The organism is Enterobacteriaceae endosymbiont of Donacia versicolorea (assembly GCF_012570965.1).
GTDB lineage: Bacteria > Pseudomonadota > Gammaproteobacteria > Enterobacterales > Enterobacteriaceae.
This window is the reverse complement of the sequence record NZ_CP046214.1, coordinates 821-26,255: the sequence shown is the minus strand read 5'-3', so window position 1 is coordinate 26,255 and position 25,435 is coordinate 821. Positions and strand designations below refer to the sequence as shown.

Sequence of the window (25,435 nt, the reverse complement as noted above, 5' to 3'; positions counted from 1 at the left end):
AATAAAAAATTTTATTTATGTTCTTTTTTAAAACAAATTTCTCGTATTTTTTTTTCAATTTTATCAGATTTAGTTTTATTATTTTTTAAAAAATTTATAGCATTTATTTTCCCTTGTCCAATTTTTTCATTTTTATAACTATACCATGATCCACATTTTTCAATAATTTTATTTTTTACTCCTAAATCTAATAATTCTCCATAAATATTTATACCTTGTTCATATATAATTTGAAATTCAGCTTGTTTAAAAGGTACTGCAACTTTATTTTTAACTACTTTTACTCTAGTCTCATTACCTATAATATCATCTCCATGTTTAACATTACCTATTTTTCTAATATCTAATCTTACAGAAGCATAGAATTTTAATGCATTTCCTCCTGTAGTTACTTCAGGATTTCCAAATAAAACTCCAATTTTCATTCTTATTTGATTTATAAAAATTAATAATGTATTTGATTGTTTTAAATTACTTGCTAATTTACGCATAGCTTGACTCATCATTCTTGCAGCTAATCCTATATGTGAATCCCCTATTTCTCCTTCTATTTCAGCTTTTGGAGTTAATGCAGCTACAGAATCTACAACAATAACATCCACGACTCCTGATTTTGCTAATGAATCACATAGTTCCAATGCTTGTTCTCCTGTATCTGGTTGAGAACATAGTAATTTATTAATGTTAACATTTAATTTTTTAGCATAAATAGGATCTAATGCATGTTCTGCATCAATAAAAACACATACTTTTCCTAATTTTTGTGCCTGAGCAATAATTTGTAATGTTAAAGTTGTTTTACCAGATGATTCAGGACCATATATTTCTACTATTCTACCTATAGGTAGTCCACCAATACCTAAAGCTAAATCTAAAGATATTGATCCTGTAGATATTGATTCTATATCCATAGTCCTATTATCACCTAAACGCATAATAGAACCTTTGCCAAACTGATTTTCTATCTGTATAATAGCATTCTCAATAGCTATTTTTTTTTTTTTTTCTAAATTCATAATATAAACCTTAAATTATTAAATAATAAATTTAATTATAATATTCGTAAAAAAATTTTTAATTATAATATAATAATTAATATAAATTTATTATTAATAATATATTAAATATGTTTAAAAAAAATAATCTTTATAAAAAAGCAAATTTTGTTTTAAATATACAAGGATTGCAGTGTCCACAAACAATTATAACTATTAAAAAAATTACACTTAATATGAAAAAAAATGAAACTTTATTAATAATTACTAATGATAAATTGGTTAATTTAGATATTAAATATTTTTGTTATTTTATGAATTATAATATAATTTATAAGAAAATATGTAAAATACCATATTTATTTTTAATAAAAAAATTATAAATATTATTTATAACTAAATTTTTTTACATAAAAGATATCTAGCAATACCAAATTTTTTTTTTCTATATATTATCCAATTTTTTGGTAAGGAAAATGTTTTACTTTCTGATTTATATTGAATAAAAATTTTAGAATTATTTTTTAACCAATTATTTTTTTCTAATAATATACAAGTTTTTTGTAATAAAATATTATTTTTACAAAAAGGAGGATCTATAAAGATAAGATCATATTGTATAATTGATTTTTGTGATAAAAAATTTAAAGTATTTTTATAAAATAAAAAAATATTTTTTATTTTTAATAAAAAAATATTTTTTTTTAATTCTTTAAATATTTTTTTATTATTTTCTAATAAAGTAGCTGAATGAGCATTTCTAGATAAAGATTCAAAACTTAAAATACCAGTACCTGCATAACAATCTAAACATTTTGACATATATATATCATTCATTATCCAATTAAATAGATTATGACGAATAAAATTCATTGTAGGTCTTAATATTTTATTGTTAATTACATTTATCTTTTTACCTTTTAATTGACCTGAAATAATATTAATATTATTGGGAAAAAATTTTTTTTTCATAATTTATATAAAAAAATTAAAAATATTAATTACTTTAAAAGTTTATTTTGATATATTAGTTTAATAACAATATAATTTAATTATATCAAGTATTTTTTACTATATAATGTAAGAATTTTGATAAAAAATAATAAAAAGAGAGAATTTAATTATAAATAATCAAAAAAAAAAAGTAGGATTTTTCAGTTATTTAAAAAAAAAATTATTTAAAACAAGTAAAAATATTGGTACAGAGATTATTAATCTTTTTAAAAAAAAATATGTTATTGATGAAAAACTATTTTCTAAATTAAAAGAAACATTAATTATTTCTGATGTAAGTATAAAAACTACTAATAAAATTATTAATTTAACTAAAAAATATGCAAAATTAAATAAATTACAAAATTCTTCTCAATTATATAAATATATTAAAATTGAAATGTTAAAAATTTTACTTCCTGTGGAAGTTCCATTAATTATTAACAATCAAAAAAAACTTTTTGTGATATTAATCATTGGTGTAAATGGATCAGGAAAAACTACAACAATTGGTAAGTTGGCATATTTTTTTCGTAAACAAGGAAAATCTGTTTTTTTAGCATCTGGAGATACTTTTAGAGCTGGTGCTCATGAACAATTATTTTCTTGGAGTAATAAAAGTAGTAGTTTTTTTACAAAAAATATAAAAAGAAAAGATAGTTCTGCTATTATTTATGACGCAATATCTGAAGCTAAAAAAAATAAAGTAGATATTTTAATTGCAGATACATCAGGAAGATTACAAAATAATATTTCTTTAATGGAAGAACTAAAAAAAATTGTTCGTGTAATAAAAAAAAATAACGGAATTCTTAATGAAACTATGTTAGTTTTAGATGCTAATATTGGTCAAAATTCTATTAATCAAGTTAAGGTATTTAATAATAATATAGGAATAACAGGTATTATTATGACTAAAACTGATGGTACTGCAAAAGGTGGTGTTATTTTTTCTTTAGCAGATGAATTTAATATTCCAATAAGATATTTTGGTACTGGTGAAAAAATTACTGATTTATATTTATTTAATGCAAAAAATTTCATAAAAGAAATTTTTCCAGAAAATTAATAATTATTAATTTTAAATTTATATTAGGTTAAAATTATATTTTTAATCTTTTAATTTTTGGAGGATTTAATGTATAAAAATATATTTACCTCTAAATTAAGAATTTCTGTTCCTATAGGAACGTTAAATTCTTATATTTATACTACTAATAATTATCCAATGTTAACCTCTAAAGAAGAAAAAGAATTATCTGAAAAATTATATTATGATGGAGATCTTAAATCAGCTAAAAAATTAATTTTATCACATTTAAGATTTGTAATTCACGTAGCTAAGTATTATTCTGGATATGGTTTACAACAAGCTGATATTATTCAAGAAGGTAATATAGGTTTAATGAAAGCTGTACGTAGATTTAATCCTGAAATAGGTGTTCGTTTAGTATCTTTTGCTATTCATTGGATAAAAGCTGAAATACATGAATATGTATTACGTAATTGGAGAATAGTAAAAATAGCAACTACAAAAGCTCAAAGAAAATTATTTTTTAATTTAAGAAAAGCTAAACAAAGATTAGGTTGGTTTAATCAAGATGAAATTAAAATAGTTGCTAAAGAACTAGGAGTATCTATTAAAGATGTATGTGAAATGGAACTACGTATGTCAGCTCAAGATATGAGCGATAATATTAATTTAAAAAATAATTTTAAAAACATAAATTTTCATTCACTTTTTTTTCTTAAAGATCATAATTCTAATTTCGCAAATATAATTGAAAAAAATAATTGGAGTAAATATATTTCAAATAAACTATATATAGCTATTTCAAAATTAGATCATCGTAGTCGTCATATAATTAATATGAGATGGTTAAATAAAAATCAAAAAAAAACTACTTTACGTGAATTAGCAAATTATTATGATATATCAGCTGAACGTATTAGACAATTAGAAAAAAATGCGATGAAAAAATTACGTTCTATTATTAAACATTTATTTAAAAAATAATTTAATAACATATATTATTAATAATAAATATTTTTTTAATTTTTTTTATGTAATAATATATATAAAAACAAGATTAAAATACTAAAATTTTATTAATATAAGGAAATAAGTAATGGCTGGTAAAAGAGGTATTAATAAAGTAATTATAATTGGTTATCTAGGTAAAGATCCTGAAATACGTTATATGCCTAATGGAAATCCAGTTGTTAATATTATGGTCGCAACTTCAGATAGTTGGAGAGATAAAAATACAGGAGAAAATAGAGAAAAAACTGAATGGCATCGTATAATAATATTTGGAAAATTAGCAGAAATTTCTCATCAATATTTAAAAAAAGGTTCTCAGGTATATATTGAAGGGTTTTTACAAACTCGTAAATGGCAAAATCAAAATGGACAAGATAATTATATAACTGAAATAATTGTAAGTATAGGAGGTACTATGCAAATATTAGGAAATTCACGACAAAATAATCATAAAATTAATATTTTAAAAAAAGACAAAAATGATAAAGAAAATCAAAATAAATGGAATGAAAAAACAAAAATTTCTGATTTATTAGAAAAAGAAAATAATAATGAATCATTAATAAAAAAAAATGAAGATGTTTTAGATTTTGATGATGATATTCCTTTTTAATTATTTTAAAATAAAACCATTTTCCGTAAAATTTAAATTTATATCATGTTTTATAACAATAAATTACTGTTGGAACTTAAAAAAAAATTTTCAAAAAAAATACCTTTAATTAAAGGTATTGTAAAAGTATTAAATAAAAAATTAGGAATTTTAGAAACACATAAAAATTATGTATATCATATATCTTGTTCTTATTTAAAAAATTTAATGTTAGGAGATTATATATTAGCTGATATAAAATATGACCATAATCATAATAATAAATTACAAGTTATACCAGTTAAATTATTAAAATCAAGTATAAATGTTTTTAAAGGTATCGTTAAAAAAAAAAATAATAATATTTATATTATTCCAGAAAAGAAATTTTTATATAATAATTTTATTAAATGTATTATAAAAAATGACATAAAAAATATTTTTAAAAATGGAGATAAAGTAATAGCTAAAATTATTAATCATCCTTTAAAAGGAAATTCTATATTTATAGCAGAAATAACAAAATTAATTACTCAGGATAATAATTTTTTAACTCCATGGTGGAATTTATTATTAAATTATAATCTTCCAATTGATGTTCCTAATAATAATTTATGTCAAAAAATAAAATTTTTAGATAAAAATATTTCTAGAATAGATTTGACTAAATTATGTTTTATTACAATAGATAATCATGATACAAAAGATATAGATGATGCTATATATATAGAAGAAAAGTCTTCAAAAGAATTATTAGTATATGTAGCTATTGCAGATCCTTCTGCTTATATTAAAAAAGATAGTAAAATAGATAAAATTGCATCTCAAAGAATGTTTACAAATTATTTACCTGGTTTAACAGTACCTTTATTACCAAAATTATTATCAGAAAATTTATGTTCTTTAAATCCAAAAAAAATTAGACCTGTTTTAATTTGTAAAATGATTATTAATCACAAAGGTTTTTTATCTAAAAAAACTAGTTTTTTTTTAGGTTGGATAAAATCAAAAGCTAAATTAAATTATTATAATGTTTCAAATTGGTTAGAAAAAATAGGAATATGGGAACCAAAAAATGATGAAATAAAGAAACAAATTGTTTTTTTACATAAATTTTATTTATTCCGTAAACAGTGGAGTTATAAAAATATTGTATGTTTTGATAATATAAATTATAAATTTATTTTTGGGAATAAAGGAAATATAATAAATATATTAATGGAAAAAAAGAGAATTGCTCATAAAATAATTGAAGAAATTATGATAGCTGCTAATATATGTGCTGCTGAAATGTTATATAAAAATTTAGGTTTTGGTATATATAATACATATTATGGATTTAATAATAATAAAATTAATAAAATTATTAAATTATTAAATGAATATAATATAAATTATGATGCATCTTTTTTAAAAACTTTAAAAGGATATAAAACAGTATATCAAAAATTACATGATTTAAATTTACAATTTATTTTAAATAAAATAAAAAAATATCAATTAATTACTTTATTTAATATTAATCCTGGTCCTCATTTTGCTTTAGGTTTAAAAAGATATGCTACTTGGACATCTCCTATACGGAAATTTGGAGATATTATAAATCATAGATTAATTAAATCTATTATAAGTGAAACAAGTAATATCGAAAAACCTTTAAAAGATATATATATAAATATGAATTATCAACGTTATTTAAACAAACAAGTAAAAAAAGATTTATCTAATTTTTTATATTCAGAATATTTTAAAAATATAGAAATTCGTAATAAAATTTTTCAAGCGGAAATTATTGATATTATATTTATTGGAATAAAAGTAAGATTAATTGAAAATGGAGCATATGCTTTTATACCTAAAAAATTATTATATATTAATAATATTATTATTAATCAAGAAAAAGGTATGATATTTATTAAAAATAAATTATTATATAAAATCACTGATAAAATAAAAGTTATGATAAAAAAAATAAGTAGTAGTAATATTATTGTTAAAATAATTTAGTTTTTTATTGGATCAAAATTACATGACTATTAAAGGACATATAATATTTACAATAGCTAGTAGTATTTTAGTACAACATTTTATTTTTTCAAAAATAATGTATCATGATGATTGGTGGAGAATTATTCCTATTTCTATCATAACATGTTTATTACCTGATATAGATAATCCTAAATCTATTATAGGAAGTAAAATAAAAATTTTTTCTTATATAATAAATAAAATATTTGGTCATAGAGGTTTTACACATAGTTTATTATCTGTAATAAGTTTTGGATTTATTATATTTTCTATAAATTTACATTTTAATCATATGATTTATGTTAAATTCGGTTTAATTATAGGTTATTTAAGTCATATTATTGCAGATATATTAACTCCTTTAGGAGTTCCTTTGTTATGGCCATATAAAAAAAAATATAAGTTACCACTTATTACTAAAAATATTATAAAAGAAGATCTTTTTTGTTATTTATATTTGATTTTTTCTTTATATTTATTATATCCTGTATGTAATAATTTTATAATAAAATTTTTTGTTTCGTAAAATATTTATATTATTTTAATATTAAGAATTTTTTTTAATTATTTTAAAACTTTATTAATTTTCTTATAAATATAAGAATATAACATTATGTTACTTAAAAAAAAAATATTAGTTACTTGTGCATTACCGTATGCTAATGGAAGTATTCATCTTGGTCATATGTTAGAACATATACAAGCAGATATTTGGGTTAGATATAATCGTATGAATGGTCATGAAATATATTTTATTTGTGCTGATGATGCTCATGGTACTCCTATCATGTTAAAAGCTAAACAGTTAAAAATTAAACCAAAAAAAATGATTAATAAAATATATCATGAACATGTTTTAGATTTAAAGAATTTTAATATTAGTTATGATAATTACCATACTACTCATAGTGATGAAAATTTTTTTTTCTCAAAATTAATTTTTAATCGTTTAAAAAAAAAAAATTTTATAAAAAAAAAAAATATTCAACAATTATATGATTCAGTATATAATACATTTTTACCTGATAGATTTGTTAAAGGACAATGTCCTAATTGTAATTCTATTAATCAATATGGAGATAATTGTGAAAATTGTGGTTCTATTCATTCATCTATTAGTTTAATTAATCCAATTTCTGTTTTATCTAACACAACTCCTACATTATGTCATTCTAAACATTATTTTTTTGATTTACCACAATTTAATAATTTTTTAAAAAATTGGATTAATTCTGGTGTTGTAAATAAAATAATAAAAAATAAAATACAAGAATGGTTTATAAAAGGATTAAAATCATGGGATATTACAAGAGATGGACCATATTTTGGTTTTAAAATTCCTAAATGTGTAAATAAATATTTTTATGTATGGTTAGATGCTCCAATTGGTTATATAAGTACTTTTAAAAATTTGTGTAATAGAAATAAAAAATTAAATTTTTATGAATGGTGGGAAAAAAATTCAAAAACAAAATTATATCATTTTATAGGTAAAGATATAATTTATTTTCATAGTTTATTTTGGCCTGCTATGTTAGAGGGAAGTAATTTTAGAAAACCTAATAAATTATTTGTTCACGGACATGTTACATTAAATGGACATAAAATGTCAAAATCTAAAGGTAATTTTATTACAGCAAGAAATTGGTTAAATAATTTAGATTCTGATAGTTTACGTTATTATTATGCTTCTAAATTATCATCTAATATTAATGATATTGATTTTAATTTTTCTGATTTCTTAAATAAAATTAATGGAGATATTGTGAATAAGATTGTAAATATAGCATCTAGAAATGCTTATTTTATTAATAACTATTTTGATAATAATTTATCTAAAAAAATTGATATATCTTTTTATTTAAAATTTTTAAAAAAATCAGAAATTATTCATAATTATTTAGTTAAATGTAAATTTAGTCATGTTATTAAAGAAATTTTAGTTTTATCAGACATAGCTAATTATTACATAGATAAACATAAACCATGGTTACTTATTAAAAAAAAATCTAAGAAAAAAGATGTTCAAGATATTTGTTCTATGGGTATTAATATGTTTCGTGTTATAATGACTTATATAAAACCAATCATGCCTATTTTATCTAAAAAAACTGAATTTTTTTTAAAAAAAAAATTATATTTATATGAGATAAAATATCCTTTAATAAATAGAAAAATTAATAAATTTCAACCATTATTTACTAGAATAAATATTAAAAAAATTAAAAATTTTAAAATATAAGTTATTAATATATTTAATATTATTAAAAATAAAAATTTTTATTTAAGAAGTCGAGGAACTCTTGGAGATAATGAACACATTAATTCATGTCCAATAGTATTTGCAGATTTTGCTACATTATCTATTTTTATATTATTTCCCCATAATTCTACAGAATTTCCTATTTGTGCTGTAGGAATATTTTTTAAATCTACAGCTAATACATCCATACATATATTACCTAATATTTTTGTTTTAATACCTTTTATAAAAACAAAAGTTTTATTAGTAATATTTCTAGGATATCCATCTGCATATCCACATGCAACAATACCTATCTTACGTTTTGTATTTACAGAATATTTACAATTATAACCAATAGTATCTCCTGAAGATACTTTTTGAATAGATATTATTTTACTTTTTAAAGTCATTACTGGTTGTATTTTTTTTTTTGAAATATCTTTCCAATTTCCAGTAGGAGAAGCACCATATAAAATAATGCCAATTCTTATCCAATCATAATGTGTATAAGTGTGCCATAATGTAGCTGCAGAATTAGCAAAAGAACAAGTAAAATTATTATAATTAAAAATATTTTTTTTTATAATATTTAATTGTTTGTATACAAAATGAGAATTTTTTGAAGCATCAGCAAAATGAGTCATTAATGTAATTTTATAAACATTAATATTATTTTTTATAATATTAATTATATTATTAATATTTTTAGGTAAAAATCCTAATCTATTCATACCACTGTTAATTTTAATATATATATTAAGAGGATAATATGATTTATATTTAATTAATGTTTTAATTTGCCATTTATTATGTATTGTAATAGTTAAATGATATTTATATATGAAATATAAATCTTTTTTACTAAAAAAACCCTCTAATAAAAGAATAGGTTTATTACAACCATTTTTTCGTAAAATTATAGCTTCTTCTAATGTTAATACAGCAAAACCATCACTCTTTTTAAGAATTGGAAAAATATTTTTAATACCATGACCATAAGCATTTGATTTTAATACAGACCAAATTTTGGATTTAAATGCAATATTTTTTATTATTTTAAAATTATTTTTTAGTGCATTAGTATTTATAATAGCTAAAATAGGTCTTGTTGTCATAAATTTAATCTCTATAAATTATTAAAAATGTATTTAAATATTTATTTTAAAATAAATTATATATAATTTATTTTATTTAAAAAAAATTTAAAGTTATATAATACTTTTATATGTTTTAATTAAAATTAATATTTAATTTTTAAAAAGTTTATTATATAATTAAAATAATAAAATTGTAATATTTTTATAAAGGATCATTAATAATGATTACTAGTAAATTTGGTCTTGGTCAACAAGTAAGACATAAATTATTAGGTTTTTTAGGAGTTATAGTTGATGTTGATCCGGAATATTCTTTGCGTGATCCTAAAATTGATGAAGTAGCAGAAAGTGTAACATTACGTAATAAACCATGGTACCATGTAGTTATGGAAGATGATACAGGACAACCTATACATACTTATTTAGCAGAAGCTCAATTATCAGGAGAACCATTAGATAATGATTACCCAGAAAATTCGTCATTAGATGAATTAGCTAATTCAATAAAAAAACAATTAATAACACCTAGATTAAGAAATTAATATTAATTTTAATTTTATATAAATTTACTTAATTAAGTATTTGTTTTTTTAATAAATTTTATTATTTTACTGTTTATTTGTTTCTATAAAATTTATTGATTTTTTTATACGATTTATAATTTTTTTTTTACCCATTAAAAAAATAATATTATTAATAGGAGGAGTATTTATTAAACCAGTAATAGCTGGACGTAAAGTCATCGCTAATTTTGGAAAAGTAATATTTAATTTAGATGAAATTTTTTTTAAAAAGATATTTATATTATCTATAGACCATATTTGAATGTCATTAAATTTTTTTAAAAAAATATTTAAAATTATTTTAGTATTTAAGTTTAAGTATTTTTTTATTAAAAAATTATTTTGATAATATATATGTTTATAAAAAATATAAAATAAATTATTTATTTCATCTAATGTATTTAATCTATTATTAAAAAATTTATATAAATCTTCTATACTTGGATTATTATCAATTTTAATGTTATGTTTTTTACAAAATAATTTTAAATAAATTACCATATTTTTTTTAGATAATTTACTTAAATAATGTTTATTAAACCAATTTAATTTTTTTATATTAAAAGTACTAGATGATTTATGAAGATTTTTTAAATTAAATAATTTTTTCATTTCTTCTAATGAAAAAATTTCTTTATTTCCATAAGACCAACCTAAAAGTAAAATATAATTTAATAAAGCATCTGGTAAATATCCTTTTTCTTTATATTCAGAAATATTTACATTATGATTTCTTTTTGAAATTTTTTTTCCTAAATCATCAGTAATTATAGATACATGAGTGTATATAGGTATATTAGCACCAATAGCATTAATAATATGTATTTGTTTAGGAGTATTATTAATATGTTCTTCTCCTCTAATAACATGAGTAATTTTCATATCCCAATCATCTATCACTACACAAAAATTGTAAGTAGGAATACCATCTGTTCTTTTAATAATAAAATCTTCTAATTCATTATTATTAAATATTATTTTTCCTCTTATTGTATCTATAAATGTAATATATTTATTATTATTAGGTATAAGAAATCTTACGGCATAGGATTTATTATTATTTTTTTTTATACTATTATAACATGTTCTATCATATTTAATTTTTTCTCCATTTATAATTTGTTCATTTCTTTTTTTTTCTAATTTTTTTTGAGAACAGTAACATTTATAAGCAGTTCCATTTTTTAACATATAATTAATAACATCATTATATCGATTTATTCTTTTATTTTGAAAATATGGTCCTTCATCCCAATCAATATTTAACCATTTTAAAATTTCAAGAATATTTTTAACAAAAAATTCTTTTGATCTTTTTAAATCAGTATTTTCAATTCGTAATACAAAATTACCTTTATTTTTTTTAGAAAATAACCATGAATATAAAGCAGTACGAATATTACCTATATGTAAATAACCAGTAGGACTAGGAGCAAATCTTGTTTTAATTTTCATTATATTTATATTTAATATTATTTATATAATTAATATTATAGTAGTATAATACTAATTATATTTTTTTAAATATTTTTTTGAAAAAAAATATTGACATTTTTGTATTAAAAAATATAGCATATAAGAACTAAGTTTTGGGTGATTAGCTCAGTTGGGAGAGTACCTCCCTTACAAGGAGGGGGTCGCCGGTTCAAATCCGTCATCACCCAGTAAATTTTATAAATTTTAAAGTTTGGGTCGTTAGCTCAGTTGGTAGAGCAGTTGACTTTTAATCAATTGGTCACAGGTTCAAATCCTGTACGACCCAAAATAAGTATATCTATAATATTATTTTATATATTTATTATTGATATTTTAAATTTCGTTAAATTACAGATATTAAAATCATAATTAAAATTAATTTATAAATAATTATGACATTTTCTTATAAAGAAAAAACATTAATACACGATAAATTAAATATTAATTTAAAATATGGAAATATTATTTCTCCTTTATATCTAAACTAGTACATATAATTTTAGTAATTTTGATCAACTATTAAGAAAATATAATTATTTAAGAAAGAGTAATCTTACAAGAGATATACTACAAAATAGTAGTATTTTATCATTAGGAAATAATAAGATATGTATTACTTACTAATAGTGGTATATAATAGTAGTCTGTTTGTTTTTTTTATTTAAATATTAAAACATTATTATTATCTATTAAAATTAGGAAATTTAATTTTTTATTATAATGATTATTATGATGATAATTATAAATTATTTAAAAGTTTAACAGAAAAAATATATAAAATTAAATTTATAACTATATTAGTTAAAAAATATTTCTTAAATATTTTAAAGAAAAAAATTAAAATTGGTTTTTATAGAAATTCCTAGTAATTTTTTATTAAAAAGAATTAATATTTTAAATTATTAAAATAAAATTTTAAAAATTAATACAACAAATATTATTAATAATATATTACTTAATCCATTTTTACAAAATCTATTAAATTTTTTATGATATGATTTAGTAATTTATTCTTGTACTAAACATTTAAATGGTCATCCTGATATAATTTATAATTTCATTAAAAAATATAAATATTATAAATAAATTATTATGATGGAGTTAGTACTGTATTTGATAGTTAATTTTAGATTTAAATTAGTTTAAGAAAATACGTTTATTATAATTAAATATTTAAAATTACAAAAATTAATTTAAAAAATATAATATTTTTTACTTAAAAATAATATTAAACATAAAATTGTAAAAAATAAATAAAATAATTTTAATTTATATTAAATTTTGAATTTAATGTTTCTAAAAGAGTATTAAAAATTTTTTTAAATTTATTAAAATTATTTACTTTAGCAAAATTTTTCGGTAATATTAAAAATTTTATTTATCACTCAACTTTAGTCCTTATGCATGTATAACAAAAAAAGAAATATTAATATAGAAATTTCTAATTTATTAATTAATAATTAATATGTATAGTAGTTATTATTATTATTTTAAATCCAATAAATTTTATAACAGTCTTAAATAAAGTTTTTATATATTAAGTTAACAAACTAAAATATTATTAATAAGTTATAATATTCTGCGCTCTACAGGATTCGAACCTGTGACAAATAGCTTAGAAGGCTATTGCTCTATCCTGCTGAGCTAAGAGCGCAAAAAACATATTTGTATAATAACATTATTATATTATACATTCAAATTAATTTAAATAAATTTATTTAATGTTTTTATTATAAAAAGAGTAATGTTAAAATGAATGCTAAAATTATTAATGGCCATGTTATTGCTGATGAAATATATTCTAAAATTTTAAAAAAAATGAATAAAATTTTATTTAAAAAAAAAAGAAAACCAGGTATAGGAGTAATTTTAGTTGGAAATAATCAGGCATCTAAAATTTACATAAAAAATAAATTAGAAATTTGTAAAAAATTAGGATTTTTTTATGATAATTATAATTTAAATAAAAATATAAGTGAAAAAAAATTATTTAATATTATTGATATTTTAAATAAAAATAAAAAAATTGATGGTATTTTAATTCAATTACCATTACCTAATAAAATTAATACTATTAATACATTAGAAAAAATATTACCAAAAAAAGATATAGATGGTTTTCACCCATATAATATTGGTCGCTTATGTCAAAGAGCTCCTTTATTACGTCCTTGTACTTCTTTAGGAATATTAAAATTATTGAAATTTTATAAAATAAATACTTATGGTTTAAATACTGTTATTGTAGGAGCTTCTAATATAGTAGGTCGTCCTACAGCTATGGAATTATTATTATCTGGATGTACTATAACTATTACTAATCGTTATACAAAAAATTTGAAACATCATATAAAATATGCAGATTTATTAATAGTTGCTGTTGGAAAACCTAATTTTATACCAGGTGATTGGATTAAAATAGGAGCTATTGTAATCGATGTAGGTATCAATATAATTAATAAAAATAAAATTACAGGTGATATTGATTTTAATAAAGCAAAAAAAAGAGCAGCATACATTACTCCTGTTCCTGGAGGTATAGGTCCTATTACCGTAGCAACATTAATGCAAAATATTCTATATGCATATGAAAAAACATAATTATTATTTATAATAAATAAAATTATGTTTTTATTAAAATAATATCTTAATAAAGATAATTATTAAGCCGGATTCTGTCAAGAACAGTCATTTATCTAGAATAATAATCACTTATTATTTCAAGCAGCTTACCCAGATTTATAGTACGGGTTTATACAAATCTTATTTAGCCTTGCTCCTAGTGGAGTTTACATTGACATATATTATTACTAATATATCGGTATGCTTTTACCATACCTTTTCACCCTTACCAAAATATATTTTTGGCGGTATTTTTTCTGTTGCACTATTCGTAAGTTCACACTTCCCAGTAATTATCTGGCACTATAACCCAATGGAGTCCGGACTTTCCTCTTTTATTTTATTAATAAATAATAAAAGCGACTGTTTTAATTAACTTTATTAGTTAAGTATATATTATACTTATTAATATTAATACTTATTATTTATAAGAAATTTATATAATATATTTTTTTTTATAGAATAAATTTTTGAAGTAATATTTATTGCTTTTTTTATTGATAATTCTTGTTTTAAAATTAAGAATGTCTGAATTATTTTAGAAGAAATTTTTTTATTAATTTTATAATTATATCCTTCTATAATTAATACTATTTCTCCTTTTAATCTATTAATATCTAATTTTATCCATTTTATTAAATTTGAAATATTATTTCCATATATATTTTCCCATTTTTTTGTTAATTCTTTAGCAAATATTATATATCTATTTTTTCCAAAAATATTTTCTATATCATATAAACATTTTAATATTCTATGTTTAGATTCATAAATAATTATAGTTCTATTTTCAAATTTTAATTCATTTAATCTTTTTATTCTTTTACTTGTTTTTTTTGATAAAAATCCTTCATAGCAAAACTTATCTGTTGCTAAACCTGAAACTGATAAAGCTAAAATAGCTGCACATGGTCCAGGAATAGGTATAATTTTAATATTTATATATTTTTGACGGCATAATTGAACAATTTTATATCCAGGGTCACTAATTAATGGAGTACCAGAATCTGAAACTAATCCGATATTATAACCATTTTTTATTTTTTCTAAAAAAAACTTTGCATTCTTTTTTTCATTATATTCATAATAAGGATATAATTTATTTTTAATATTAAAATTTTTTAATAGTAATCCTGTTTTTCTTGTATCTTCTGCTAATATTAAATTTACTTTACGTAAAGTTATTATAGCTCTATTACTTATATCATTATAATTACCTATTGGTGTAGAAATAATATATAAATTACCTAATTTTAAATTTTTATTGTTCATATTTTTAATAATTAATCTTAAAATATTTACTTTAAATTTTTAATGAAATATATTATTATACACAATATAATATATAATTATAAATATAATATGGAGGAATGGCCGAGTGGTTGAAGGCACCGGTCTTGAAAACCGGAAATAGATAAACAACTATTCGAGAGTTCGAATCTCTCTTCCTCCTAAAATTATTATTAATAAATAAGATAAATATTTTAAAATATTTATGTTTCGATATGGTTTTATAATGTTTATATCTAAGAAGAAAAAAAAAGAATTTTATTTATGGAATGAAAATTTTGCTCTTAAAATAGCTTATAAAGAAAATATAATATTGACTTCTAATCATTGGAAAGTTATATATACATTACGTTTTTTATATATAAAATTTAATACAACTCCTAATTTACGTATTTTAATAAATGTATTAAAAAAAAGATATGAAAATATAAATTGGGATAGTATATTTCTTTTCAATCTATTTCCGAAAGGATCTATAAGACAAGCATCTAATATTGCAGGATTACCACAAAAAAATATTTGTTTATAATAATAAATAAAAAAACAAATATTTTTTATATGTAGTATGTAGTACTTACTGTAATAATAGAAAAATATTTTTTATAAAATATTTTTTCTTTTATTAGGAAAATTTTTGTACATAAAACTAATTTTTTTAAAACAAAAATAAATAATAATCCAAATTAAACTATTAAAAATACTTTGTAAAAATAAATTCCAATAATTAAATTCAACACTATTTAAAAAATATATAATCATATGTATGATATATAAAATACATATTATAAATAACATTTTGTATATTATGTTAAAATTTATAATTAATTTATAATTAGATGATAAAAAATATATCAATATACTTAATACTAAACTGTAAATTCCTAAAATATTATTTGTAAATAAATCTATAGTTAATCCTAGGAAAAATCCTGTTGTTATATTAATAATATATGGATATTCTAATAACCAATAAATTAAAGTAAGTAATAAAAATGATATATGTAAGATAATATTACTATTATTAGTAAATATTATTTGTAAAAATAATGATATTATTAACGTTAAATAAATATAAAGTTTTAAAAAATGATTTTTCATGTTTTTTTAATTAATTAATAATAATAAGTATTTTATTTTTTCGATTTGTATAAATGATTTTATATATGCTTTTTTTAAATTTTTTTCTTTATCAAATATTATTTTTGTTATTATCCCAACAGGATATCCTGCAGGATATTCTTCGTCTAATCCAGAAGTAATTAAAATATCTCCTTTATTTATAATAATATCTGATGATATGTATTCAGATTGTAATCTTTTTGTACATCCGTGACCATTAATTATAAATTTAATATTACTATTTTTCACTTGTACTGGTATAAAAATATTTTTATTACAAATTAATAAAACCTGACTATTTTTTTTTCTAACTGTTATGACTCGACCTATTATACCTTTTTCATTAAGAACAATTGTTCCTTGTTTTATTTTATCTTTATAACCTTTATTAATAAAAATTTTATTTTTATATACAGGAAAATATATAGGTATTATTTTTGCTAATACATTTTTTTTTTCTTTTAAAATTGGTAGTTTAAAAAATTTTTTAAGATTATTATTTTCATATTGAATTTTTTTTAAACCATATAATTTTATATTTTGTTGTAATATTTTATAAGATAAACATCTATTTTGTTTTTGTAATAAATTATTTTTTTTAAAATAACTTAATATAGTTATATATAAATAATATGGTTTATTTATAATAATATATATAGGACTAAGTTTTTTATCAATAAAATATCTCATATTTACAAAATAATTAGAATATAAATCTGTAGTTATAATTATAAATGAAATTATCATTGCTATAATGACTCTAATAATTAAAATAGGCTTTTTATCAAAAATTAATTTCATAAATATATCATCTTAAAAATTATAATTATTCTTCACTGAATAAATCTCCTCCATGTGTGTCAATCATATCTAAAGCTTTACCTCCACCTCTTGCAACACAAGTTAATGGATCTTCTGCTATAGAAACTGCTATTCCTGTTTCTTCTATTAATAATTTATCAAAATTCTTTAATAAAGCACCTCCACCAGTTAAAACCATACCTCTTTCTGCAATATCAGCAGCTAATTCAGGAGGACATTGTTCTAATGCAATCATGACAGCACTAACTATTCCTGTTAAAGGTTCCTGAAGTGCTTCTAATATTTCATTAGAATTTAATTTAAAACTTCTTGGAACTCCCTCAGCTAAATTTCTTCCTCTTACTTCTATTTCTAATATTTCTTCGTTATTATAAGCAGAACCTATTTGATGTTTAATTTTTTCAGCTGTAGCTTCTCCAATTAAAGATCCATAATTTCGTCTTACATGACTAATAATAGCTTCATCAAATTTATCTCCTCCTATTCTTACAGAAGAAGAATATACTACTCCATTAAGAGAAATAACAGCTACTTCAGTTGTACCTCCACCTATATCTATAACCATAGAACCTGTAGCTTCAGAAACTGGTAAACCAGCTCCAATAGCTGCTGCCATCGGTTCTTCTATTAAAAATACTTCTCTTGCACCAGCTCCTTGAGCTGATTCACGAATAGCTCTTCTTTCAACTTGAGTAGCTCCTACAGGAACGCAAACTAATACTCTTGGACTAGGACGCATAAAACTATTACTGTGTACTTGTTTAATAAAATGTTGCAACATTTTTTCAGTAATAGAAAAATCTGCTATAACACCATCTTTCATTGGTCTAATAGCTGCAATATTTCCAGGAGTTCTTCCTAACATTTTTTTAGCATTATAACCTACAGCTGCTACACTTTTAGGAAAACCTGCTTTATCTTGTCTTATTGCAACAACGGATGGTTCATTAAGTACAATTCCCTGTCCTTTAACATAAATTAAAGTATTTGCTGTGCCTAAATCTATAGATAAATCATTGGAAAACATTCCCCGAAATTTTTTTAACATAATAAAAAAACCCGATTTATATGTGATAGTTAATTTAATTAAATAAAAGTAATTTAATTATACTAATTACTATTAATAAATAGTAACATTATATTTAAAATAAATATAATGTTATTTAAATAAATTTATGTTATAAATAAAAAAAACATGATACATTATTATATATAGTAATAAATAATTTTAATTAGTTGTAGAAAAAAATTAATGGATATAAAAATTTATCATATTTTAGTATTAAATGGTCCAAATTTAAACCTTTTAGGTATTAGAGAACCTAAAAAATATGGATATCATTCTTTAAGTAATGTTATTGATGTTTTAAAAAAAAAAGCAAAAAAAAAATGTTGTAAATTAAGTCATTTTCAATCTAATGCAGAGTATAAATTAATTAATTATTTAGTAAAATATAAAAATTCTTTTGATTATATTATTTTTAATCCAGCAGCTTTTACACATACTAGTATAGCATTACGTGATACTTTATTAGCAATTAATATTCCTTTTATAGAATTACATATAACAAATATATATAATAGGGAATCTTTTAGAAAAAGATCATTTTTTTCAGATATTTCTAGTGGAATTATTATTGGATTAGGTACTTATGGTTATATTTTATCATTAAAGATGATAATAAAAAGATTACTTGGTTGATAAGTATTTTTCTTATATATTTTTAATTTTTTTTAAAAAAAATAGATGGATGAACTTCTCCATAACTATTTATAATTTTTACTTCTGGTTCTAACCAAATGTTAAATTTAATTCCTACAGCATTATATATTTTAATTGCTAATTTAAGTATATCCATACCTGTTGCATTATTAGATTTATTTAAAATTATTAATGATTGTTTTGAATGAACCATAACTCCTTTTCTTATATATCCTTTAAATTTACATTGATCAATTAACCATCCTGCAGATAATTTTAATTTACTTTTTTCTATAGAAATAGGAATTTGAGGATATATTTTTAGTAGTTTTAATCCTAGTTTAAGAGATATAAATGGATTTTTAAAAAAACTTCCTGCATTACCATAAATTTTAGGATTAGGAATTTTTTTTTTTCGAATATTACAAATATAATTAAAAATTTTTTGAGGATTAGGATTAGTATTATTTTTTTTTAATTTTTTTAAATCTTTATAGTTTAAATTAGGAATCCATTTTTTAGATAATAATAACCCTATTGAAATAATAACATAATTCTTCTTATAAATATCATATTTAAATATACTATCTCGATATTGAAATTTGCATTCTTTTTTATTTATTCTGTATATTTTCTTATTAATAGGATTAATAATATCTACATATTGACAAAAATCTTTTATACTAGCACCATAAGCACCAATATTTTGTATTGGAGCTGAACCTACACTTCCAGGTATTAATGCTAAATTTTCTAAACCATAAATTTTATTTTCTATAGTATATTTTACTAATTCATGCCAATTTTCTCCGGAATTTATATGTAAATTCCAATATTTTGGAAGTTCACTTATATAAATACCTTTTATTTTATTAATGATAACAATACCATAAAAATCATTTAAAAATAAAACATTACTTCCTTTACCTAAAATTAAACATGGTAAATTTTTTTTTTTATATTTTTGCCATATTTTACATAATTTTTTTAAGTTATTAACTATTATAATTTTAATAGCATAATTTTTTATATTAAAAGTATTAAAATTATTTAATGGATAATTACATATCATTTTTATTATTTTTTATTTAAAAATAAAAAAGTCCTAGTATTTTCCTACTCTTACATAAGGAGACCTTACACTACCATCGGCACTACAATGTTTCACTTCTGAGTTCGGAATGGATTCAGGTGGTACCATTGCGTTATTTATACCAGGACTTTCTTTATTAAAAGTATTTATTAAATTTAGTTAATATTGAAATCTAAACGATTCTGGTGTTGTAAGGTTAAGACTCACGGGTGTTTATTAGTACTGGTTAGCTTAACATATTACTATGCTTACACATCCAGCCTATCAACGTCATAGTCTTTAACGTCCCTTAAGGAATTTTTATAAATAATTAATAAAAATTCAGGGAAGATTAATCTTAAGGTAAGTTTCGCACTTATATGCTTTCAGCGCTTATCTTTTCCGTATTTAGCTACCGGGCAATGCCATTGGCATGACAACCCGAACACCAGAGATACGTTCACTCCGGTCCTCTCGTACTAGGAGCAAATCCTTTCAATCTTCCAACGCCCACGACAGATAGGGACCGAACTGTCTCACGACGTTCTAAACCCAGCTCGCGTACCACTTTAAATGGCGAACAGCCATACCCTTGGGACCTACTACAGCCCCAGGATGTGATGAGCCGACATCGAGGTGCCAAACACCGCCGTCGATATGAACTCTTGGGCGGTATTAGCCTGTTATCCCCGGAGTACCTTTTATCCGTTGAGCGATGGCCCTGTCATATAGAAACCACCGGATCACTAAGACCTGCTTTCGCATCTGTTCGAATTGTCATTCTTACAGTTAAGCCAGCTTTTGCCTTTGTACTAACCTCACGATTTCCGACCGTGATTAGCTGACCTTAGTACTCCTCCGTTACTCTTTAGGAGGAGACCGCCCCAGTCAAACTACCCACCAGACACTGTCTCTAACCCGGATAACGGGTTTAGGTTAGAATAATAAATATTAAAGGGTGGTATTTCAAGGTCGACTCAATATTAACTGGCGTTAATATTTCATAGTCTCCCACCTATCCTACACATTAATATTAATTATTCAATATCAAGCTATAGTAAAGGTTCACGGGGTCTTTCCGTCTTGCCGCGGGTATACTGCATCTTCACAGCAAATTCAATTTCACTGAGTCTCGGGTGGAGACAGTCTGACCATCATTACGCCATTCGTGCAGGTCGGAACTTACCCGACAAGGAATTTCGCTACCTTAGGACCGTTATAGTTACGGCCGCCGTTTACCGGGGCTTCGATCAAGAGCTTCTTATAAATAATAACTCCTTCAATTAACCTTCCGGCACCGGGCAGGCGTCACACCGTATACTTCCACTTACGTGTTTGCACAGTGCTGTGTTTTTAATAAACAGTTGCAGTCAGCTATTATCTTAGACTGATTTCAGCTCTAAAAGTAAATTTCTTCACCTACAATCAGCGTGCCTTCTCCCGAAGTTACGGCACTATTTTGCCTAGTTCCTTCACCCGAGTTCTCTCAAGCGCCTTAGTATTCTCTACCTGACCACCTGTGTCGGTTTAGAGTACGATTCAATATTATTTATAGCTTAGAGGCTTTTCTTGTAAGCAGGGTATCAATTACTTTGTACAATAAAGTATTTCGTCATTACGTCTCAATGTTAATAATTATTCGGATTTTCCTAAATAATTCATCTACACGCTTAAACCAAGATAACCATCACTTGGCTAATCTAACCTTCTCCGTCCCCCCTTCGCAAATAATACCAAGTACAGGAATATTAACCTGTTATCCATCGACTACGCTTTTCAGCCTCGTCTTAGGGATCGACTTACCCTACCTCGATTAACGTTGGATAGGAACCCTTAGTCTTTCGGCGAATAGGTTTTTCACCTATTTTATCGTTACTCATGTCAGCATTCGCACTTCTGATCTCTCCAATAAACTTTACAATTTATCTTCAACAATTTACAGAACGCTCCCCTACCCAATAAATAAATAAATCACTTATTGTCGCAGCTTCGGTGTATAATTTAGCCCCGTTATATCTTCCGCGCAGGATGACTAGACTAGTGAGCTATTACGCTTTCTTTAAATGATGGCTGCTTCTAAGCCAACATCCTAGCTGTTTATGCCTTCCCACTTCGTTTCCCACTTAATTATAACTTAGGGACCTTAGCTGGCGATCTGGGTTGTTTCCCTCTCCACAACGGACGTTAGCACCCGCTGTGTGTCTCCCGTGATAACATTATTCGGTATTTGAAGTTTGCATCGGATTGGTAAGTCTGGAAGACTCCCTAACCGAAACAGAGCTCTACCCCCGAATATGAATTACACGAGGCGCTACCTAAATAGCTTTCGGGGAGAACCAGCTATCTCCCGGTTTGATTGGTCTTTCACCCCTAACCACAAGTCATCCGCTAATTTTTCAACATTAGTCGGTTCGGTCCTCCAGTAAGAATTACCAAACCTTCAACCTGCTCATGGTTAGATCACCGGGTTTCGGGTCTATATCTTGCAACTAAACGCCCTTTTAAGACTCGGTTTCCCTACGGCTTCCTTATACAGTTAACCTTGCTACAAAATATAACTCGCTGACCCATTATACAAAAGGTACGCAGTCACATTTTACAAAATGCTCCTACTGCTTGTACGTATATGATTTCAGGTTCTATTTCACTCCCCTAACCGGGGTTCTTTTCACCTTTCCCTCACGGTACTAGTTCACTATCGGTCAGTCAGTAGTATTTAGTCTTAGAGGATGATCCCCCTATATTCAAACAAGATTTCACGTGTCTCGTTCTACTCTTTGAAACTATAATTATTATATTTTAACATACGGGACTATCACTCTGTATCGTATATCTTTCCAGATATTTCTGCTAATACAATAAATATGTATGTTTCTGGACTATTTCCTTTTCGCTCGCCACTACTAAGAAAATCTCTATTGATTTCTTTTCCTCAGGATACTTAGATGTTTCAGTTCTCCTGGTTTGCTTCATTATCCTATGTATTCAAATAATGATAATATATAGTTAAATATATTAGGTTTCCCCATTCGGATATCATCGACTAATAACGTTTCGAATCAACTTATCGATGCTTTTCGCAGATTAGCACGTCCTTCATCGCCTCTGACTGCCAAGGCATCCATCATATACGCTTATTTACTTAACCTTACAACCCACAATCGTTTATAAAAAATTTAATATTAACTTAGAAAAATAAATACTAAAATTTTTTTAAAAGATAATTATCTAATTTTAAAAGAACAATAAATTTATTAAAATTTAAAAAACTTTTAAGGGCACTCTTTTTTAGAGTGTACTTACTTATAGTAAAGGAGGTGATCCAACCACAGGTTCCCCTACGGTTACCTTGTTACGACTTCACCCCAGTTATGAATCACAAAGTGGTAAACGCCCTCCAAAAATGGTTAAGCAATTTACTTCTTTTACAACCCACTCCCATGGTGTGACGGGCGGTGTGTACAAGGCCCGGGAACGTATTCACCGTAGCGTTCTGATCTACGATTACTAGCGATTCCGACTTCATAGAGTCGAGTTGCAGACTCCAATCCGAACTAAGATATATTTTGTGAGATCCGCTTACTCTTACGAGGATGCTTCCCTTTGTATATACCATTGTAGCACGTGTGTAGCCCTGGTCGTAAGGGCCATGATGACTTGACGTCGTCCTCACCTTCCTCCGGTTTATCACCGGCAGTTTCCTTTGAGTTCCCAGCTAAACTGATGGCAACAAAGGACAAGGGTTGCGCTCGTTGCGGGACTTAACCCAACATTTCACAACACGAGCTGACGACAGCCATGCAGCACCTGTCTCATGGTTCCCGAAGGCACTTAAATATCTCTATTAAATTCCATGGATGTCAAGACCAGGTAAGGTTTTTCGCGTTGCATCGAATTAAACCACATGCTCCACCGCTTGTGCGGGCCCCCGTCAATTCATTTGAGTTTTAACCTTGCGGTCGTACTCCCCAGGCGGTCGACTTAACGCGTTAGCTACGAAAGTTACAAGTCAAGCTTACAACCTTCAAGTCGACATCGTTTACAGCATGGACTACCAGGGTATCTAATCCTGTTTGCTCCCCATGCTTTCGCACCTGAGCGTCAGTATTCGTCCAGGGGGTCGCCTTCGCCACTGGTATTCCTCCAGATATCTACGCATTTCACCGCTACACCTGGAATTCTACCCCCCTCTACGAAACTCAAGTTAATTAGTTTCAAATGCAGTTCCTAAGTTAAGCTTAGGGATTTCACATCTGACTTAATTAACCGCCTACGTGCTCTTTACGCCCAGTAATTCCGATTAACGCTAGCACCCTCCGTATTACCGCGGCTGCTGGCACGGAGTTAGCCGGTGCTTCTTTTCCAAGTAACGTCAAGAATAAAATATATTAGATTTTATTTTTTCTTTCTTGTTGAAAGTACTTTACAACCCGAAGGCCTTCTTCATACACGCGGCATAGCTGCATCAGGCTTTCGCCCATTGTGCAATATTCCCCACTGCTGCCTCCCGTAGGAGTCTGGACCGTGTCTCAGTTCCAGTGTGGCTGATCATCCTCTCAGACCAGCTAGAGATTGTAGCCTAGGTAGGCCTTTACCCTACCTACTAGCTAATCCCGTCTGGGTTCATCTAATGGCATGAGGTTTTATAAAAAATATAAAATCCCCCACTTTGGTCTCAACGACATTATACGGTATTAGCTATCGTTTCCAATAGTTATCCCTTTCCAAAAGGCAGATCCCCAGATATTACTCACCCGTCCGCCGCTCGCCGACAA

At 23.8% G+C, this 25,435-nt stretch carries 20 protein-coding genes, 4 tRNA genes, 3 rRNA genes and 1 other RNA gene (1 of these 28 only partly in view); 14 read left to right on the top strand and 14 right to left on the bottom strand.

All coding sequences use genetic code 11. From position 1 onward, the window contains the following. Positions 1–11: 11 nt before the first annotated feature. Positions 12–1,016, bottom strand: a complete 1,005-nt coding sequence (gene recA / locus GJT89_RS00145) for a recombinase RecA (RefSeq protein ID WP_168894542.1) — start codon at positions 1,014–1,016, stop codon at positions 12–14. A 110-nt stretch (positions 1,017–1,126) separates the two neighbouring features. Between recA and GJT89_RS00140 the strand changes: the two genes are divergently transcribed. Next, positions 1,127–1,378 carry a sulfurtransferase TusA family protein gene (locus GJT89_RS00140; RefSeq protein ID WP_168894541.1) on the top strand — a complete coding sequence of 84 codons (252 nt, stop codon included), beginning with the start codon at positions 1,127–1,129 and terminating at the stop codon, positions 1,376–1,378. Positions 1,379–1,391: 13 nt separating this feature from the next. Here the strand turns inward: GJT89_RS00140 and rsmD are convergent, their stop codons facing one another. After that, positions 1,392–1,967 carry a 16S rRNA (guanine(966)-N(2))-methyltransferase RsmD gene (gene rsmD, locus GJT89_RS00135; protein ID WP_168894540.1) on the bottom strand — a complete coding sequence of 192 codons (576 nt, stop codon included), beginning with the start codon at positions 1,965–1,967 and terminating at the stop codon, positions 1,392–1,394. A 127-nt stretch (positions 1,968–2,094) separates the two neighbouring features. On the opposite strand from rsmD, the gene ftsY reads away from it, so the two are divergent. The 6 genes from ftsY to metG all read left to right on the top strand — a co-directional run bounded on the left by ftsY (position 2,095) and on the right by metG (position 8,894). Then, the gene (gene ftsY, locus GJT89_RS00130; RefSeq protein ID WP_168894905.1) at positions 2,095–3,057 is read left to right on the top strand and encodes a signal recognition particle-docking protein FtsY; all 963 of its coding nucleotides are present in this window, start codon (positions 2,095–2,097) and stop codon (positions 3,055–3,057) included. A 69-nt stretch (positions 3,058–3,126) separates the two neighbouring features. After that, the gene (rpoH, locus tag GJT89_RS00125; RefSeq protein WP_168894539.1) at positions 3,127–4,005 is read left to right on the top strand and encodes an RNA polymerase sigma factor RpoH; all 879 of its coding nucleotides are present in this window, start codon (positions 3,127–3,129) and stop codon (positions 4,003–4,005) included. 112 nt (positions 4,006–4,117) lie between these two features. Further along, entirely contained in the window at positions 4,118–4,645 is a 528-nt protein-coding gene (gene ssb, locus GJT89_RS00120) for a single-stranded DNA-binding protein (RefSeq protein WP_168894538.1), read from the top strand. 45 nt (positions 4,646–4,690) lie between these two features. Then, positions 4,691–6,631: an exoribonuclease II gene (locus GJT89_RS00115; protein WP_168894537.1), complete on the top strand. Its 1,941-nt coding sequence runs from the start codon at positions 4,691–4,693 to the stop codon at positions 6,629–6,631. A gap of 22 nt (positions 6,632–6,653) precedes the next feature. Beyond that, positions 6,654–7,178: a metal-dependent hydrolase gene (locus tag GJT89_RS00110; RefSeq protein WP_168894536.1), complete on the top strand. Its 525-nt coding sequence runs from the start codon at positions 6,654–6,656 to the stop codon at positions 7,176–7,178. Between the two features lie 87 nt (positions 7,179–7,265). Then, entirely contained in the window at positions 7,266–8,894 is a 1,629-nt protein-coding gene (gene metG, locus GJT89_RS00105; RefSeq protein WP_168894535.1) for a methionine--tRNA ligase, read from the top strand. A 38-nt stretch (positions 8,895–8,932) separates the two neighbouring features. Here the strand turns inward: metG and alr are convergent, their stop codons facing one another. Then, the gene (gene alr / locus GJT89_RS00100; protein WP_168894534.1) at positions 8,933–10,012 is read right to left on the bottom strand and encodes an alanine racemase; all 1,080 of its coding nucleotides are present in this window, start codon (positions 10,010–10,012) and stop codon (positions 8,933–8,935) included. A gap of 203 nt (positions 10,013–10,215) precedes the next feature. Here alr and hspQ point away from each other — a divergent pair, with 203 nt between their 5' ends. Further along, entirely contained in the window at positions 10,216–10,536 is a 321-nt protein-coding gene (gene hspQ / locus GJT89_RS00095; RefSeq protein ID WP_168894533.1) for a heat shock protein HspQ, read from the top strand. Positions 10,537–10,602: 66 nt separating this feature from the next. On the opposite strand, the gene gltX is transcribed toward hspQ, so the two are convergent. Next, positions 10,603–12,012, bottom strand: a complete 1,410-nt coding sequence (gene gltX, locus GJT89_RS00090) for a glutamate--tRNA ligase (protein ID WP_168894532.1) — start codon at positions 12,010–12,012, stop codon at positions 10,603–10,605. A 136-nt stretch (positions 12,013–12,148) separates the two neighbouring features. Here gltX and GJT89_RS00085 point away from each other — a divergent pair. Both GJT89_RS00085 and GJT89_RS00080 read left to right on the top strand, forming a co-directional pair. Further along, positions 12,149–12,221: transfer RNA gene (locus GJT89_RS00085), tRNA-Val, on the top strand. Positions 12,222–12,246: 25 nt separating this feature from the next. Further along, positions 12,247–12,319, top strand: a tRNA-Lys gene (locus GJT89_RS00080). Between the two features lie 1,294 nt (positions 12,320–13,613). On the opposite strand, the gene GJT89_RS00075 is transcribed toward GJT89_RS00080, so the two are convergent. Further along, positions 13,614–13,687 (bottom strand) — tRNA-Arg (locus tag GJT89_RS00075). A gap of 98 nt (positions 13,688–13,785) precedes the next feature. Here GJT89_RS00075 and folD point away from each other — a divergent pair. Then, on the top strand, positions 13,786–14,634 hold the full coding sequence (gene folD / locus GJT89_RS00070; RefSeq protein ID WP_168894531.1) for a bifunctional methylenetetrahydrofolate dehydrogenase/methenyltetrahydrofolate cyclohydrolase FolD: 849 nt from the start codon (positions 13,786–13,788) through the stop codon (positions 14,632–14,634). 47 nt (positions 14,635–14,681) lie between these two features. Here the strand turns inward: folD and rnpB are convergent. Beyond that, positions 14,682–15,035, bottom strand: an RNA gene (gene rnpB, locus GJT89_RS00065) — RNase P RNA component class A. Between the two features lie 31 nt (positions 15,036–15,066). Next, positions 15,067–15,927, bottom strand: coding sequence for a 16S rRNA (cytidine(1402)-2'-O)-methyltransferase (gene rsmI, locus GJT89_RS00060; protein ID WP_168894530.1), 861 nt, complete (start codon positions 15,925–15,927; stop codon positions 15,067–15,069). Between the two features lie 92 nt (positions 15,928–16,019). Between rsmI and GJT89_RS00055 the strand changes: the two genes are divergently transcribed. Next, a tRNA-Ser gene (locus GJT89_RS00055) sits at positions 16,020–16,108 on the top strand. Positions 16,109–16,171: 63 nt separating this feature from the next. Beyond that, complete coding sequence (locus tag GJT89_RS00050) at positions 16,172–16,474, top strand: TusE/DsrC/DsvC family sulfur relay protein (protein ID WP_168894529.1); 303 nt, start codon at positions 16,172–16,174, stop codon at positions 16,472–16,474. Between the two features lie 71 nt (positions 16,475–16,545). Here GJT89_RS00050 and mreD read toward each other — a convergent pair whose 3' ends face one another. The 3 genes from mreD to GJT89_RS00035 are packed head-to-tail and all read right to left on the bottom strand — an operon-like array spanning position 16,546 to position 18,934. Beyond that, positions 16,546–17,043, bottom strand: coding sequence for a rod shape-determining protein MreD (gene mreD / locus GJT89_RS00045; protein ID WP_168894528.1), 498 nt, complete (start codon positions 17,041–17,043; stop codon positions 16,546–16,548). Positions 17,044–17,049: 6 nt separating this feature from the next. Beyond that, the gene (gene mreC, locus GJT89_RS00040) at positions 17,050–17,865 is read right to left on the bottom strand and encodes a rod shape-determining protein MreC (RefSeq protein ID WP_168894527.1); all 816 of its coding nucleotides are present in this window, start codon (positions 17,863–17,865) and stop codon (positions 17,050–17,052) included. 25 nt (positions 17,866–17,890) lie between these two features. Then, positions 17,891–18,934: a rod shape-determining protein gene (locus GJT89_RS00035; RefSeq protein WP_168894526.1), complete on the bottom strand. Its 1,044-nt coding sequence runs from the start codon at positions 18,932–18,934 to the stop codon at positions 17,891–17,893. Positions 18,935–19,138: 204 nt separating this feature from the next. Here GJT89_RS00035 and aroQ point away from each other — a divergent pair, with 204 nt between their 5' ends. After that, positions 19,139–19,588, top strand: a complete 450-nt coding sequence (gene aroQ / locus GJT89_RS00030) for a type II 3-dehydroquinate dehydratase (protein WP_168894525.1) — start codon at positions 19,139–19,141, stop codon at positions 19,586–19,588. Between the two features lie 22 nt (positions 19,589–19,610). Here the strand turns inward: aroQ and murB are convergent, their stop codons facing one another. From murB to GJT89_RS00010, 4 genes are all read right to left on the bottom strand, one after another. Then, positions 19,611–20,660: a UDP-N-acetylmuramate dehydrogenase gene (murB, locus tag GJT89_RS00025; protein ID WP_168894524.1), complete on the bottom strand. Its 1,050-nt coding sequence runs from the start codon at positions 20,658–20,660 to the stop codon at positions 19,611–19,613. A 31-nt stretch (positions 20,661–20,691) separates the two neighbouring features. Further along, positions 20,692–20,807: ribosomal RNA gene (gene rrf, locus GJT89_RS00020) — 5S ribosomal RNA — on the bottom strand. Positions 20,808–20,873: 66 nt separating this feature from the next. Then, a 23S ribosomal RNA gene (locus tag GJT89_RS00015) occupies positions 20,874–23,808 on the bottom strand. Positions 23,809–23,970: 162 nt separating this feature from the next. Beyond that, positions 23,971–25,435: ribosomal RNA gene (locus tag GJT89_RS00010) — 16S ribosomal RNA — on the bottom strand; it runs 177 nt beyond the window's last position. The 16S, 23S and 5S rRNA genes sit together here, the layout of an rRNA operon.